We start from the raw sequence: 15,762 nt of genomic DNA on the forward strand, positions 1-15,762 counted from the left end.
TCTTCATCGCGTGGTCTGGCACGCAGAGTCTCAGCTGCAAGCCGCTCACATCAAATCGTGCCTCGCAACGCGACAAACTGGTTACTCGGTCCTTCCGACCGGAGGGTGAGGCTCGGGCTGTTCGCCACCAAGTAAGCCAAAGGCCGCGTCAAGTTGAACGGGAACAGCACGGGCAGCGACTGCAGGCTGGGCACTGAAACCGGCTTGCCGGCGTAGCGCACGACAGCTTCGATCAGCCAAACCGTGAGTGCATCGTTGTCGATGCCCGTCTGTGGCAGGCGAATGACCCGCTTGCCTTTCTCGACCCGTTCCACCGCGCCCCAGCTCGCCTGACTCTGAATCACCATGTTGGTCATGCGTCGGGTGCCTTCGCGCTCCCCATAGGTTTCGCTCATGCGCCGATGCACTTCGGCGGCTGCGCAGTCGCCCTGGATAGCGGACAGGCGGCCCACCAGCTCGGCCACCTTGCCAAAGAACGGGTAGGTCGCCACGGATATGCCCCAGCACAGTGCTGAGACGGGAATGTCCGGCTGCGTCTTGTGGATGGCCACGCCGCGATCGGCGTATTCGACCAGTTCGGCACGCGGCTCCAGCCACAGCCGATTCAACACGGTACGCGTTTTCTTCTTGGCTTCCACGCCAAGCTCGGCTGCATCGAGCAGTGCATTCAGATCATCTAGCCCAGCCACGCCTGCACGTATATTCAGTGCCGCAGCCGCCCAATCAAGCTGAATGAACCGATCAAAGCCTATTTTTGGGGCTGATGAATTCATTCGGTACCTATCACATAACTGACTTTCACAAAGGGCACGATCAGTTCTTCGACCGACACCCCGCCGTGGACCACCACCTGGTCGCCCTCCGGCACAAAGGCGGTTCGTCCGCCTGCGAACAGGGGCATGAAATTCGCGGGAAGGCCTGCGACGTCCAACTTGACCGTGTTGGGATAGGCCGCTGCGGAGTCGGCCAGCAATGGCTCACTCCGATACACCCGCACGCGCTCGCCGCGCGTCTCGGCAATCACGCCCTGGTTGGGTCTGCCGACGCCGGTGGACTCCACATTGCCGTGATCCGCCGTGAGGTAGATGTGATACCCCTTGTCCAGCAGCATCGAAAACAGCCGGTCAACGAAACCGGTCGTCAGCCAGTTGCCGATCCACATCGCCACGTCTTTCTTGGATCGTTCCTTGTGGAGCCGCTCATCCACCTCATCGATGACCAGGCCCACGACCTTCGGCCGCCGGTCGATCAAATCGACTTCCAGTGCATCGAGCTGACTGACTTGGCGCAGTGCGCGTCGATACATCACCTCATTCGAGTTGACGCCTTCGTTCTGCCAAAACGTCTTCCACAAGGATTCCTCTTTGTCCGTTCGGTCGATGGAGTCCTCGAACTCACGCGGCTTCAGGCCGGAGAACAGCGCCTGGCGTGACACCGATGTCACCGTCGGCAGCCATGCGAACGCGGTTCCCTCGTCAAATGCGAAGCGTTTTGTGGTGGCAATCAGCCGCTCGCGGATCTGCACCCACTGGTCAAAGGCCAGCCCGTCGAAAACCAGCAAAGCGAGCTTGGTTTCCCCTGCGGATCGCCGATGGCGCAAGAAGCGCGGCACGTGGTGCACCATTACCGGGCCTTTGCTCACCGGCTGCAGGATCAGGTCGGCGTAATGCTTGGCCGCGACCCAGGCTTGCAGACGCTCGTCAGATTGCGCCTGCAAGGTCTTGATCCGCTCTCCGATCTGTTGAGACAAGACCGGCAGGCTCGCGCTGCCTTCGGTGCCCGGCAGGCCCTGCATGCGGGCCAGGATTTCACCGTAACGCTTGGCGAATTCGCTCCAGTCCTTGTGCGAAGAGGCTGCCGTTGGCGTCGTCTCGATCAGACCATCGATGCCTTTGAGTACCAAAGCCTGCAACGCCGCCGGGTCCTGAACAATGCCAGCCTTGATCCAGCTCGGCATCCTCGCCGGAACACTGTGCACCGCCAGCGGATGCAAGCTGCCGTCGAGAAACATGGAATCGACCAGCACCTGCACATCGGAGTGGTCGAACGGAATCTCGATCTTGGCGATGCCGTCTTTCTCAACATAAGCGGGTGGTGGTGGCTCCCCTGTACGCGTGCCATCAAGTCCCAGGGTCGTCAGGTAGCGATACCACGCATCCTGCACCACGCGCAGCAACGCACTCTTGGAAGTCAGCCAGGTGGCGACGGGCAGGTCTGCGAATAATCCCTTGCCCTGGATGATGCTTGCCGCGTGCTGGGCGAACAGGGGCGGCAACGAGCGGTTGGCAAAGTGCATCCGCAGCAGTTCGCGCCAGAAGTCCACCGGGTTACGGATAGACCTGGGCGCAAGCTGGTAGACGTGTTCAAGGATGAAGTCCTTCGATTCGTTCTCGCCGCGCGCAGACTGCAATTCGGTCTGGTGGGCATGAAACAGCCCGGCAAAATGCTCCGGCTCGACTTGCTGTACCGCGCTGTATGCCAGCCTGGGGAAAATCTCAGCAAGACTGAGCCGAACCACGCGCCCGTGATGCACGATGTCCCACGGCAAGGCATTCGCATCGGCACTGCGCAAATGCAGAACCAACGAAGGCGCTGGCCCCTGCTCCCCCCGATCCCATGCTGCGCGGTAGCGCTCCTCGTACTCCGCACGGAAGGCGAATGGGTCTTCGTACAGCATCAGCTCGAAGCCTCGGCTGCGCAGTTCGCTTAGCAGCTTTTCGTCCAACAGCACGTCGTCGGGGTCGCAGGCCACCCACAGCCGGGTGAGATCGACCGTGAAGTGACTCAGGATGCGTTCCGTCCAAAGGCTCATGCCTCACCTCCGACGCGCACCATCATCACGGCGTTCAAATCCGGCACGCTGGCCTCCATGTCGTCCAGGGCGGCCATGCGTGCATCGTGTTCCTGTTGCAGCCGCTTGCGGCGGTGCTCGCGCACGGCGGGCAGGCCGATTCGCCCAATGGCCTGGCTCCGGGCCTCGAAGGCATACAGCGCTCGTTCGCGTTCTTCCTTCAACCGGGCGCGGTGTTCGGTCAGCAGCTCGGTGAAGATTCGCTCACCCTGGGTACTGGCCGCTGCATGGGATGCTTCAAACCACTTCGCAGACGCTTCGGCACAGGTCACGGCGTGCACGTCTACAGATTCAGTCAGCAGCAAATCCCACACGCGCTTGGCAGTCGGCACGAAGGGGCGGCCTTCTTCGTTGATGAACACCGGCAGGAAGCGCTTGCGGCTCAGGCCTTCTGCCGCCAGGCTGATTTCCCACAGCGACCAGATGCCGCGCACCGAATCCGGCAAACCCGTCGCGCGGATCACCGGCAGCGGCTGCCCGGCGACAAAGCGCGGCAGCTCGCTGATCACTGCCCGAGCGCGCGGGTCTTCCATGGTGACCCATTCCAACTCCGGGTTCTCATCCGCCGTGCGCGCGTCAAAACAGGCCTGGGCCGACTCGCTGCCGTCCGCCCACTTCACTTGCCACGCCTTGCCAGCCTTCGTTGCCGAGCCGCCGCGCGCAGCCAGCCCGTTGATGATGGCCCGTTCCAGCCAGAACTGCGCCGGGTGATCGCGCCACTTGCGGGCATCCTCGACGTCCAGATCGTGCTCGGTGGTGAGCAGGTCACTGTTGTTCTGGGACTCTGCCAACGTTGAGCGCAACTGCGACACCACCGCGTCGCACTCCTGCTCGATGGCTTCCGGGTTCTGCAAGCCATGCACGAACAGCTCGTCGAAGATCGGGTCGGCTTCGACCGAGTCCATCACGTCGGCCGCCTTATCGACGCCGAACTCCTGCGCGATGACCTCCAGTTTTTCTTCCAGCACCTGGCGCACCCGGTGCTCCACCGTGTCTTCAAGCACGAAGTTGATGGCGCGGACCACATGCTTCTGGCCGATACGGTCCACCCGGCCAATGCGCTGTTCGATCCGCATGGGGTTCCACGGCATGTCGAAATTGACGATGACATGGCAGAACTGCAGGTTCAGACCCTCACCACCGGCGTCCGTCGAAATCAGCACGCGCACATCCTTGGAGAACACCTGTTGTGCCCGCGTGCGCGCTTCCAGATCCATGCTGCCGTTAAGCGTAGTCACCGAGAAACCACGGCTTTCCAGGAACTCGGCCAGCATGGCTTGGGTGGGTACAAACTCGGTGAAGATCAGCACCTTCAACGCCGGGTCGCCTTCCTCTTGCTGCAGCTTGTAGATCAGCTCCAGCAGCGCTTCGGCCTTGGCGTCGGTGCCGGCGGCCTCGGTTTCGCGGGCCAGCTCCAGCAGCATCTCAACTTCGGACTTCTCCAGCTCCCAGCCACTGGACTGCATGGCCAGATCCACCTGAGACTGGCCGTCGAGGTCTGCCCATTCGTCGGTGCTGGTGTGCTCAAACAGGTTGGCCTGCGGCTGCGGCGCATCGAGCAGGGCCTGGCGCTTCTCCAGCGTGGTGCGGATGGCCGCAGTGCTGGATGTCACCAGCCGCTGCATCAGGATCATCAAAAAGCCGATGTGGCGCTGCTTGGCCGCCATGGCCTGGTTGTAGCCGTGGCGCACATAGTCGGTCACCGCCTCATACAGGCGCTGTTGCGCGCCGTGCCGGGCCTGCCAGGCGACCGCCTGCAGCCGGGTCACGCGCGGCTTGAACAGCGGCTGGCCTTCGGCGTTGATCGATGCGCGCTTTTCGGTGCGAATCACGAAAGGCCGCACCCGCTCACGGTTGACGCTGCCCTCGTCCGGGAAGGCTTCTCGATCCAGCAACTGCATCAGCCGCATGAACTGGTCGGTCTTGCCCTGGTGCGGCGTGGCCGACAGCAGCAAGAGATAGGGCGAGGCTTCAGCCAGCGCTGCGCCCAGCTTGTAGCGGGCCACCTGCTCGGTGCTGCCGCCCATGCGGTGGGCTTCGTCGATGATGACCAGATCCCACGACGCCGAGATCAGGTCCTCGAAGCGCTCGCGGTTGTAGGTGTTGAGTTGCTCCAGGCTCCAGCCTCGCCGACTTTCCATGGGTTTGACCGAGTCCAGCGAGCAAATCACCTGGTCGTGCATGCGCCACAGGTTCTCTTCCTCGCCCGCGCCGCCGCTGCGCCACTGGCGGAAGGCCGCCAGCTCGGACGGCTCGATGAACTGAAACGTCTCGCCAAAGTGCAGGCGCATTTCCGCCTGCCACTGGCGTACCAGCCCCTTGGGCGCCACCACCAGGATGCGCTTCACGCGGCCACGCAATTTCAACTCGCGCAGCACCAAACCGGCCTCAATGGTCTTGCCCAGGCCCACCTCATCGGCCAGCAGGTAGCGGATACGGTCGCGGCTGATGGCGCGGTTCAGTGCGTAGAGCTGGTGCGGCAGCGGCACCACGCTGGACTGGATCGGCGCCAACAGCAGGTTGTCCTCCAGTGCATCCAGCAACTTGGCGGCGGCTGTGGTGTGCAGAATCTGCTCCACACTCGGGCGCACGCTTTCCAGCGCGGCCAGGTCAACCGCCCGTGCACGTACCACCGCGTCCTTGGCGGGTAGCCACACGCGGTAGGCCACCTCGCCCCACACGTCTTGCCGCTCGATCACCCGGCACGGCGATGCCTGCCGGGTGAACCAGCACCAATTGCCGACGGTGAAGTCGCGCCCGGCTTGCGTCATTGGCCCACCTCATCGCGCAGCGCTCTGCCTTGCGCAGTCAGGCGATAGCGTTGTTTGCTGCTGTTAGGCTTGTCCGGGATGGTCATTTCGACCAGTTCCAATGCCAGCAAAGGCGTCAACACCACCTCGCGGAACTTGCTCCTGTTGCTGCGACCGACCCACTGCATCAAGGTTGCCACATCGTGTTCATCGGTCATCTGAGCCAACAACCTGTGTTGCTCGGCACTGAGTCCCAACTTAGGCCCGACTTGGTCCCGACTTGGTCCCGACTTGGCCCCGGCTTGATCCCTGGCCTGCGCTTGCGCCTCTTGGGCAAAGCGCTGACGAATCGCCTCGCGGGCCTGAAACTGGGTATCGCTGAGCGGATCGAGCAACTGCTGCCGCACCAGATGGTCGGCCACCGCGCGGGCTTGCTGGGTGGTGCTGATACCCAGGCTGCGGATTGCCGTGAGGGTGAGCGGTTCCCCATCTGGCAGCGACAGCGACAAAGCCAGCACATCCGCTTGCTCGGGCGTCAAGCTCGCCCCTAGGGTTTGGCGCAAGCGCTGCATGGCCTCGGTGACCAGGGGCTTGTTGACCAGCACCAGCTCAAAATCCTTGCGCGCCTTGTCGTTCTTCAACTGGGGTGGGGTGCGCCCCAGCTCATGCCAGTTACGGAAAATGGCGCGAATACCGGTGCCGGCCTGATCTGACAGGCCAATGCGCCGGAATGCCTTCACGATGGCAGGGTTGCGCACTTCCTTTTCAGTGGGGTCCAACAACTCGGCTTCTGTAGCGAAGGCATCGCCGGGGTTCCAGAACACCGTGCGGTCGGTAAATAGCTTGATCGATGCCTTGCGCCCGTGGTCGCCGTAGTCCTGGTGGATCAGCAGGTTGATGGCGGCTTCACGGAAAGCCACATAGTCGGGCGGATCATCGTTGCGGCGCAGGGTGGCCGGATCGAGCGAGAACGGATGTTCGGCAATGCGCATGTAGCGCGCCACCAGGCCCTGCCAGGTCTGAAAGACGTTCTCCTCGAATACATAGCGGTCATGCCAGCGCTGCTCGGCAGACCACTGCTCAAAAGCCGTGTCGATGCGCTGATAGTCCAGCACCGGCCTGGGCAGAATTTGGCGCACAAAACGCCCCGTGCCAAATAGCAGCACGCCTGCGCGGGTGGGGTGCAGCTTGCCGCCTTGCTCGACCACGAAATTCCAGTTCAGCAGGAAGGCAATCGGGTCGGTGATCTCGGCATGCTCCGGGTTACGCCGTGCAAACTGGGCCTGATACCACTTGACGGTATCCAGATCGAAGCAGGTGTCCGCAGCAAGCTCGGTCAGCACCGTGCCGTCATACCGCTCTTGTGCCGCGTCACGTAAAAAACGCTCCAGTTCGCTTTGGGTGAACTGTTCGTCGCCCGCGCCACGTCGCAAATAACTCTGGCGCGGGTCGCCCTTGAGGTAAACCGGCTTCTCCAGGCGCGGCATTTCCGGGATGTGGAAGGCAAACACATGCTTGCCGTCCAGTTCAAAGCGATGGGGCGTTACCCTGATCACCCGATTCAGTTTCTGCCCACCACGCAGTACCGCCAGAAAATCATTCTGAACCTTGTCCGGCTCTTCAACGCCGGTCACTTCCAACCGGCCATTGACCTCACTGACACCAAACACCAGCCAGCCGCCTGCCGTATTGGCAAAGGCTGAAACGGTTTTGTAGGCATCTTCCGGCACGGCACGCTGGGCCTTCTTGCACTCGAAATCGTTCCATTCGATGCCGTTGAGTCGTGCCAGCAGTTCATCTTGATTCATCGAGCGGCTCCGCGAGGTGTCATCAGATACCGTCCTCGGTACGGGTCAGGGCGAGGTCGTACAGCGTCAGCAGCTTTTCGTCCTCTTGCAGCGCAGCGTCGGGCACTTTGGCCGCAATGTCGATGATCGTCTGATAGTCTTTATTGCCCCATGCCGTTCTGAAACCAGCCCGCAGCGCTTCCAGGCGGAACTCCTTCAGGCGTCGCCCCGTGAATGCCCGGTACTGATCGAACTCCTTGAGCAGGGCCTTCTCGCGTTTTTTCTCCAGGTCTTGGGCTTTGTTCGGGTCGGGAACGTACCAACGCTCCTTGGCTTTCGCCACAAGGGCTGGACTGTTCTTCTCCAAACCGCGCAAATCCTTGTGGTTGGTCGAGAGGTAGCTATGGATCTGGCTTGGCACATCACCTGTGCCATCGTACTGAATGAAGTTGTCTTCGAGCAGGGCGGCGAGTTCCGGCTTCGATTCGTGCTTCTTCCAGCCCGCTCCGAGCTGACTGATGAAGTCGGTGTGGACCTCTTGGTAGGTTGACGGGCGACGCTTCAAGAAATCGGTTAGCCAATCAATCGCGCTGCGCTCGTCGGAAACGAACATCTCCATTTGCGGTGCAATAGCGACTTGCATACGCTTCTTGTCGTACTCGGTGACCTGATCAGGCAAAAAGATCATTCCATCCCGTTCTACAAACCGCTGATAGAGACCCGACTGAAACTCGTGTGTTGACATTGGAACAGGTGCGTTGTGCCGGACAAACCATGCCACCATGCGATCAAAAATAATCCTTGGATCACGCTCTGCGATGAACTCCAGTTCATCTCGCTTTGCCTTGACGACAGGGAGGTATTTCAAATGCGTACGAACAAAATCCCAAACAGATTCCTCAGTTCCTCCGGACTGGGAGAATCGATCTTCAAGGCCGCCATTCGGCTTGTATGCAGAAATAACCAAATCTTGCTTTACCGCCGTTGTTGTTGTTATGGCCTTAAAGCTTCCCTTCTGCTTATCAAGAGCCGCGACGTTGGCAACTACGAACCCGGCTTCCTGTAACGACGTTTGAATTGCATTCCAAACACTTGCTTGCGTATTTGAGAATTCGATGGTAACCCAGCGGCCGGGCTTAAGTGCCTCATAGACGTTTATTAATGCATCAGCCATCATTTTTCTATAGTCGTTCAGTGATTTCGACTGTGCTTTACTTTCGATTGCTTCCGCCTTGGTATCAGTCAGTGCACCAATCCAACCCTCCCAGAGCGCATTTAACTCCGAGTACATGATGTTGGCGCCAAAAGGCGGATCTATGAACGCATAGTCAATTGAATTGGGCGGCAGCTTCAGCCCCTGCGTTGATTGCGTGGACAATATTGCATTCAGCTCATTAATATCCGTTTTTGATTCGCTTTTTGAGACAGCGTTGTCTAGCATCTCAAACATATTCAACTCTTTGACAAGAGATGGAATATATAGAGTTCCGTTAGTCGGTCCGCCTCCCGCACCCCAAGTGCCTGCTTGATAAGTCAAGCCATATCTTTTTGTTATACGAAAAGCGACGGTTGTCACCAGTGACTTTAGTAGCGGGTGCTCGCACAAAGCATTAAACGCCGCCAATGCGATACGATTTCTTCCCGTATAGAAATGATGAATATGAGTCAATCCATGCGACTCAATTGGTTGCCGGGTATTAAAACCAGTCGGCAACGGAAAAGTTGGGCACCATTCACTTGCCCGTAGCGACTCCGTTTTTAGAATCAGGGCAACGTCAGCTTGATCAGGGATTTTTTGGAATCTTTTTTTGCCTACCTTGTAGTTGATCATTACTGGCACCTGAACAGCCTGCTCAACTATATGCCCAAGGTAGGGGTCCATCATTTTTTGCCACTTTCTTTCCATTGAGCGCTTCGTAAGTGACGCGGCGCATGAAGGGCAGCTAAATTGATCATTAACCTTCCCTCCTTCTATATCAACAGCGGTATTCCAAAACACAACATCGCCAGCGCATTCCGGGCATGTGAATACATCGGACCAGACCGTGTAATTGACTCTTCCGACCGCACAAAATTTCCCTAGATTGGGGGTGTCTTTGGAGTTTATCTCCTCTACGGCAAGCTGAATCTGATCGTTAGTCGGGCTATGCGCGGTTTGAAACATCCATCCATACTTGTCCTCAGTTGCACGGAGTATTCTCTGAGCATCGTGCTGAAATGAAATAGGGTCAGAAGGGGTGTTGTAAATATATGAAATAAATCCTGCGACTGGAGATAGGTCGCTCAATATGGCCTTTCTTGCGCCAATTTTTGAAAACGGAAGCCACGATTCCTTTCCATCGACAATTTCTTCTCTATAAACAACGCCATTTGAGTCGACTTTGTATCCAAGAGACTCAACAACAGCCTTGTTTCCGCAAAGTTGAGCTGCGACGCCGGTTGCACCACTGCCCGCAAACGCATCCTGGACTAAATCACCCGGTTCGGTGTACTGAAGGATGTAGCGCATGATCGCTCTATGCGGAACTTTGGTGTGATACGGATGGAGCTTATAGAGCGGATCGTATTTTCCCTCACTCACATCTGCAAAGAATGGCTCTCTGAGATATGGGACGGACGAGTCGTATGATTTTCCGTAGTGCTGGATGAAATTCTCAATGAACGGGTTTGGGCATGCCGTGTAGTACGGTGGATCAGACAGCGCCAGGATGTCTTCATCCGAGCCGATAGGAAACCCTTCGATCTTCCGGAACTCGGGATCCTTGAGTTTCTCGGCAAGCAGCTTCAAGTAATGCTCGCGGCGAACCTCATCGCTCGGGAACGTCTGCCCGAGACATTCAACTGGGCCAGAATTTTGTTGTGAAGTGCTAAATAGATCGATCATTTTTTTCCTCGGTGCTTTGGGCCTTGATTACCGCGCTCGCAGACTGCTTGATTGTGGCGGTCAGTTTGTCAATGGACTGCCGAACCCGTTCCAGCTCTTCCACCACAGGATGCTTGGGCACGCTGGTGCCGATATAGGGGCGGAGATCTACGTGGGTCTTTTCGCTGTACTTGTTTTTCCCATACTCGTATTCGGCTGACACTTGGAACGTATGCGGACAAATCGCCAGATCAGCTCTACTTGCAAATATCTCGAAGCCCATTCCAAGATCGAACAGCAGCTCCGACATTGGCGGCAGGCAGTCGATAGATTGCGAAAAGGCAGATTGCTTGGCGAGGTTGCGACGATCAACTCGCTCGCCAAACTGAAAAAAATCTCGATCCAGGCGTAGCCGAAAATTCTGCGCAGGCGAGCGTCCCACATTCTTGATCAGCAACTGGATAACAGGTGTGCCCATGCGCACCTGCGCAGTCACGGCGACAAACGGGCGATTCTGATCTTCTATCTGCTCACGCATTGCACCAACTGCTGCGCGGTTGGCACGCAGGATAAAAAACGTGAGCCCGGCGAACATCGCGGTCAACAGGACGTTGGCCAGCGTCAACCATTCTGGCAAGTTCGCTGGCGTCATCAATGAGGTGACATCATTCATTGAGTGTTTCCTCTTCTACTTCTTGATCATCTTCTCGGGGTTCGTCGGGCTTTTTCGGCTTGATCGCAATGGCTACCGCTTTACCCGTTTCCAGAGTTGCCCGAATCACATCCTGAAGCACCTGCGACTGGCTGGGCGTCGTGCCAACCCAAGCCTTGGACACTACGGTGGTGAACGCGGTGTTGTCGAAATGGCGCTGCGCGTTGTCATAGGTGATCCGCAGGCCACCTTTCGGCCCCTGGATGCCGGGGTCGCTTTCCAACAGCTTCCAGTAGTCCAGCGGCAGGTACATGCCGGGCACAAGGCCCACGTCATCCGGGTTGAATACCAATCTGGAGCAGAGCTTGAGGAAGAACGGGTTCTCGGACAGGCGGAATCCGCCAATGCCGGTGTTTGGCGCACAGGCCCTCAGTGCGCTGAGCACGGTATCCATGCGGTCGATTTCTTCCTTCAATTGCGCGTTGGGCAAGCGATAGACCGCTTCGACTGGCCCAACGCGCCGATCCTCACGCTCCATCGCCTTGTACTGAACCATGACAAAACTTTGGTAGGTTTCGTTGAAGTAGATGAGGTCGGTGCCAGTTTGTTCTTCGAGCGGCAGGCGGTTGGCGAGAATGACAGTGAGGCGTTCCGACGTCGCCTCGGACTCGAAGACTGCCGCGCCGTAGGGGTAGGTTTTGATCACCTCGAAACCGGGCAGGTTTTGCAAGTCGTTGACCACCATCGGGTCTTCGCGCAGCCGAACGCTGGGCAGGCCGTCGAGAAAAGACACCGGTGTTTCGTCCAATGGCGTCCATTCCTGAACAGGGTCGCGGCTCAGGCCAGCTATCGACAGCGCCGTAAGCAGCGCTTCTTTTTGCTGGGCCAAGCTGTCTCTGGCCTTGGCTGACAACCGCCGGATGCGTTCTGTTCGTGACTGACTGAACCGATCCAGCAGGGTGCTGGCTTGGGGGGCGATCTGGCGAATGGTTTCAACGACAGCGGAGAAGCCCTTTTCGGTCAACAAGCCGCCCGACTGAAACCGATTGCGCACGGATGCGACATTGCGCTTGGGCAGACGATTCAGCAGTTTCCGCACAGACAGCGGTTCGGCGAGTTCTTCGACTTTGTCGATATTCAAGCGACTCAACCCCGTACCAGCGCGCACGCCACGACGCCCCAGGCCGATATGCGTCAATTTTCCTGCGTTGACGACAAAGCAGACCAATGGTGTAGTTCGGCTGTGCTGAAAGTCAGCGACAGGCTCAGCAAACGCGTGCTCCTCGGCTACACATTCAAGGAATGTGTCCATCCGATCCTTCGAGAGGGATACGGCGAAGCCGCTTGCCTTGGCCATCTAGGAAGCTCCGCCTTCATCCGATGCTTCCTTGTCTGGAGCAGGTGCTATTTGTTGCCAGTCCTCTGCAATCGCTGTCCAATCCACGGTGCGCTCGACAGCTTCGATCTCGCCTGTTTCGTTCTCCTTCTTGCCCGACCATACCGCCCAGAAGTCCGGGTCATCGGATTTTGGCCGTTGGCCTTCAGGCAAGGCATTCATCTGCACCAGCACGGGCAACTCAGAGGCCCAGCCCAGCAGGATGGCGTGGCGCGAAGGTAGCGAAGGAAGATCGCGCAGCAGGCCACGCAGGTTGTCAGGAACCAGCTTGTGCACCAATTCCTGGTCACGGTCATTGCTGATGCGGTGCAGCAGGTAGCTGTTGCATTGAGACAGCACTGTAGGCGACAACTCGCTGGGGCGCTGGGATGACAGCACCAAACCCAATCCGAACTTGCGGCCTTCGCGGGCAATTTTCTCGAATACCTGACAACAAATGGCGGCTGAGTTCTGGTTCTCAGCATCGTCCTGGTAGCGTTTGATAAATGTATGCGCTTCTTCCATCACCAGAACGGTAGGCAGCGTTTTGCCGTGGTTGAGCTTGCGGTAGCGCTGCATGGATTCCATCGTCATACGAGCAATAACGGCGGTGACGATGTGCACCACCTCAGCGGGCACCAGCGATAGGTCGATGACAGTTACCGTGCCGTTGGACGCTTGGTTGTCGCCGATGATGTTGGCCAGCCAGTCCTGCAAACTTACCTGATCTGAAGCTGTAGTTATTCGGCTGATCCTTGTGTCCGACAACATAGTGCGGATACGCATAATCAGGTAATCAAAAAACTGCGCGTTGTTTTCCTGGCTGGCCAAACTTTCCAAGTGATCCGCAAATTGTGCACCGTTAAAACTCAAAGGTGCATCTTCATTAGGGCCAGCCTGGTAGACGATGCCACCAATGCTATTCAGATAGCCTTGAAGGTTGGATATAACGACTTCCACTGCTGTGGCAGGAAAATCGTTATACCCGGTTTGCCCATTTTGCTTTCGGTAAGTCTGCTGAGGCCGGTTGAGTAATGCCTGCATTTGATCGCGCAGGTACTCAATGCTGTCACTGTGATCAGAGAACTCGCGTGAATATGCCTCCAGGTCCTCTATGAATACAGGGAGCTTGGGGCCAAACTTCCAGCCTTCATAGTTTTCGCCATTCCTGACTTGAGCTTTAAGCGTGATCAGTATTGAGCTAATTTTTCTTCGTAATATAAAAACCGGATCTTCTGTGACGTCAGCGCCACTGCGCATTTCGCGTAGAGCGCGCCGAAGCAGTGGTCGTTGGGCACGTTCGCTGGCTTGAGTAAACGCACTCCACTCAGCGCTGTTCCAGAACCAAAGCGGCACCTGTAGCTGCTCAATGCCACTGTCAGGCTTCGGCTCGACAGCGAATACGCGCACTTTCCCCAAACCATCAAATGCCTTGGCGTATTCGCCGTTGGGGTCGAGCACAATGAAGCGGGCATTGGGGTCTGCTCCGCCGCGTGCTTTGCGGGCTTCTTCCATCGACCAGCGGATCAAACCGGCGACTGAGCAGGATTTGCCACTGCCGGTGTTGCCCAGCACGGCCAGATGACGACCGAACAGGCGATCAGGGTCGATCTTGACCTCTGCATTGGCGGCCAGCGGACTGACGCCGATTTTCACCCGGCGGTTATCGCCGGATTCGACGATGGCGCGTAGCTGGGTTTGGGTGGGTAGCAGTACGGGGTCACCTACCGTCGGGTAGGCTTCCACACCACGCCGGAAGGAATAGCGTTCCTTTCCAGCAATCTGACCCTCGTAAGCGAGGCCTCCCAGCGGGTTGAGGCTCATCTTGCGCAGCGGATAAGGCAAATCAACCAGGCCGAAATCCTGCATGCCCTTCCGCTTGGGGTACTGAGACCGCTCGATGGTGATCCACTCCACCTGTGCGACCAGATAGCCTGTCTCACTAGGCACGAGGACATAACCATTGATACGCGGGAACGGCCGTGGAGTGCCTGTGTTCAGCGCGAGGTTGTCGGGTGCTTCGATGTCCAGCAGAACCTTAATTTCGTCGGGTGAGACAAAGTCGATGCTGCCGATACGCAGTGAGTCGGCGTAGGCCAGGGGCGAGAAGCTCATACCAGGTCTGCCCCGTCAAAATCGCTACCAGGTTTCGCTGCTGCTGGGCCTGGATGGGCTTCGGTGCCGAACCGCTGCTTAAGCAGTTCGCTCATGCGGAAGGTGGTTTTGTCGATAGCAGCCTTGGGCAGGAAGTTTTCGGTCAGGATTTGCAAATCAGCCAGAGCGGGGCCGATCAGCAGGCTGATCTGCGAGGGGCGTCCCAACTCTCGATAGGTCTGCATGATGCGGCCAAGCGGATCGTTATAGGCAATGATGACCAGATGGGTGGACGGCACTGTGAGCATGTCGCGGATGACGCGGTTGATGTGCTCGTCACCAAAGCTGTAGCCATAGGTAATCAGCGTGCTGTTAGGGCGGCACACCGCTGCGGCGAGGTCTCGGAACAGCTCCACGTAGGGGTGATCCGAAGTCTCCCGGTCCTTGGCGGCATTGGGGTAGATCATCAGCTTGTGAGCACTGGCACCGTTAAGCCCAGGCGCTTGCAGATAGGGCGCGACATCGTCGGCGCCGAAGGGCAGCCCGACGCGGCGGATATCCCTATCAACCTGCACCCAATCCACCGAGCCGTGCAGCTTGGTAAAGCGGGCTACTCCCTCCAGGTAGCGCGGTTCACCACGAATGCCTGGCGGGTTGTAGTGCATGTCCAGATCCAGCCGTGATGAACGAAAGATCGGCATGAGGTTGCCGAGGAAGCGGTCCAGCAGATGCAGCCCGGCCAGTTCGGCACCAGCTTCGATCAGTCGGTCGTAGTTGGTGGTGAAGATATTCAGCCGGTCGCGCACGCCGGTGCGGCTGGCGAAGCTCATCAGGAATGTGACCAGCACATTGAGCGCTTGCTCACGTTTGTCTTCATCTGCCCTGGCAATCCCAGCTTCGCTTTCGAGGATGGACTTGGAGAAGTCTTCCAGCGTGCTGGTCAGCTCAGTCAGCAGCGTTTCGGCTTCTGCTGAATTGCCCAGTATCTCTAGCCCTCGCAGCAATTCGTTGGCGGCGCGAAGCTGGTCTTCCAGATTGCCTGTTTCCCGACCTGATCTTTGGGCGGCTTCTTTCGCCGCTTTCCTGATTGCATCCTCGTAGATGGTCAGGGTGACTTCGTTCATTCCGGCAGCGGGCTTTCCTGTCGCCAGATGGTGCACGGCATGGGTCAATCCTGAGCCAGCAAGCAGCGAAAGATGCTCCGACTGAAATAAGGCGGTCAGCCAGGGCTCGACACGGCTTCGCAACGCCTTGATGTCGAAAGTTTGGCTCTGAGTTAGCCAGGCGGCTTCTGCCCCTTCGCAAAGCTTGAACTTGCCGGCATCCTCGGCGCTTGCTTCGAAGCAGATAGGGGCGTGGTCGTCCCTGACTTTCAGTGTGTTGCTCATGG

Annotated in this window: 9 protein-coding genes; all 9 read right to left on the bottom strand. The window is 58.0% G+C overall.

All coding sequences use genetic code 11. From position 1 onward, the window contains the following. Window positions 1–50 precede the first annotated feature (50 nt). The 9 genes from ACU6HM_RS08310 to ACU6HM_RS08350 are packed head-to-tail and all read right to left on the bottom strand — an operon-like array spanning window position 51 to window position 15,760. Window positions 51–773, bottom strand: coding sequence for a hypothetical protein (locus ACU6HM_RS08310; protein WP_446763654.1), 723 nt, complete (start codon window positions 771–773; stop codon window positions 51–53). Further along, window positions 770–2,812 (bottom strand): BREX-3 system phosphatase PglZ, encoded by a 2,043-nt coding sequence (gene pglZ / locus ACU6HM_RS08315; RefSeq protein ID WP_446763655.1) that lies wholly within the window; start codon window positions 2,810–2,812, stop codon window positions 770–772. Before pglZ ends, ACU6HM_RS08310 begins: the two co-directional genes overlap by 4 nt. Then, a complete protein-coding gene (locus ACU6HM_RS08320) occupies window positions 2,809–5,622 on the bottom strand; it encodes a DEAD/DEAH box helicase (protein ID WP_446763656.1) in 2,814 nt (937 codons plus the stop codon). Before ACU6HM_RS08320 ends, pglZ begins: the two co-directional genes overlap by 4 nt. Further along, entirely contained in the window at window positions 5,619–7,409 is a 1,791-nt protein-coding gene (locus tag ACU6HM_RS08325) for a Fic family protein (RefSeq protein WP_415302128.1), read from the bottom strand. Before ACU6HM_RS08325 ends, ACU6HM_RS08320 begins: the two co-directional genes overlap by 4 nt. Window positions 7,410–7,431: 22 nt before the next feature. Then, on the bottom strand, window positions 7,432–10,272 hold the full coding sequence (locus ACU6HM_RS08330) for a DNA methyltransferase (RefSeq protein WP_446763657.1): 2,841 nt from the start codon (window positions 10,270–10,272) through the stop codon (window positions 7,432–7,434). Next, window positions 10,256–10,924, bottom strand: a complete 669-nt coding sequence (locus ACU6HM_RS08335) for a hypothetical protein (RefSeq protein WP_415302130.1) — start codon at window positions 10,922–10,924, stop codon at window positions 10,256–10,258. Before ACU6HM_RS08335 ends, ACU6HM_RS08330 begins: the two co-directional genes overlap by 17 nt. After that, window positions 10,917–12,260 (bottom strand): hypothetical protein, encoded by a 1,344-nt coding sequence (locus tag ACU6HM_RS08340; protein WP_446763658.1) that lies wholly within the window; start codon window positions 12,258–12,260, stop codon window positions 10,917–10,919. Before ACU6HM_RS08340 ends, ACU6HM_RS08335 begins: the two co-directional genes overlap by 8 nt. Next, window positions 12,261–14,393 carry an ATP-binding protein gene (locus tag ACU6HM_RS08345; RefSeq protein WP_415302132.1) on the bottom strand — a complete coding sequence of 711 codons (2,133 nt, stop codon included), beginning with the start codon at window positions 14,391–14,393 and terminating at the stop codon, window positions 12,261–12,263. It lies immediately after the preceding gene. Beyond that, window positions 14,390–15,760: an SIR2 family protein gene (locus ACU6HM_RS08350; protein WP_022580054.1), complete on the bottom strand. Its 1,371-nt coding sequence runs from the start codon at window positions 15,758–15,760 to the stop codon at window positions 14,390–14,392. Before ACU6HM_RS08350 ends, ACU6HM_RS08345 begins: the two co-directional genes overlap by 4 nt. Window positions 15,761–15,762 lie beyond the last annotated feature (2 nt).

Source organism: Alcaligenes sp. RM2 (assembly GCF_052931795.1).

Coding starts and splice junctions, on each gene's coding strand:
- ACU6HM_RS08325 (WP_415302128.1), bottom strand. CDS start 7,409: ATGAATCAAGATGAACTGCTGGCACGACTCAACGGCATCGAATGGAAC.
- ACU6HM_RS08310 (WP_446763654.1), bottom strand. CDS start 773: ATGAATTCATCAGCCCCAAAAATAGGCTTTGATCGGTTCATTCAGCTT.
- ACU6HM_RS08335 (WP_415302130.1), bottom strand. CDS start 10,924: ATGAATGATGTCACCTCATTGATGACGCCAGCGAACTTGCCAGAATGG.
- ACU6HM_RS08345 (WP_415302132.1), bottom strand. CDS start 14,393: ATGAGCTTCTCGCCCCTGGCCTACGCCGACTCACTGCGTATCGGCAGC.
- ACU6HM_RS08320 (WP_446763656.1), bottom strand. CDS start 5,622: ATGACGCAAGCCGGGCGCGACTTCACCGTCGGCAATTGGTGCTGGTTC.
- ACU6HM_RS08330 (WP_446763657.1), bottom strand. CDS start 10,272: ATGATCGATCTATTTAGCACTTCACAACAAAATTCTGGCCCAGTTGAA.
- ACU6HM_RS08350 (WP_022580054.1), bottom strand. CDS start 15,760: ATGAGCAACACACTGAAAGTCAGGGACGACCACGCCCCTATCTGCTTC.
- pglZ (WP_446763655.1), bottom strand. CDS start 2,812: ATGAGCCTTTGGACGGAACGCATCCTGAGTCACTTCACGGTCGATCTC.
- ACU6HM_RS08340 (WP_446763658.1), bottom strand. CDS start 12,260: ATGGCCAAGGCAAGCGGCTTCGCCGTATCCCTCTCGAAGGATCGGATG.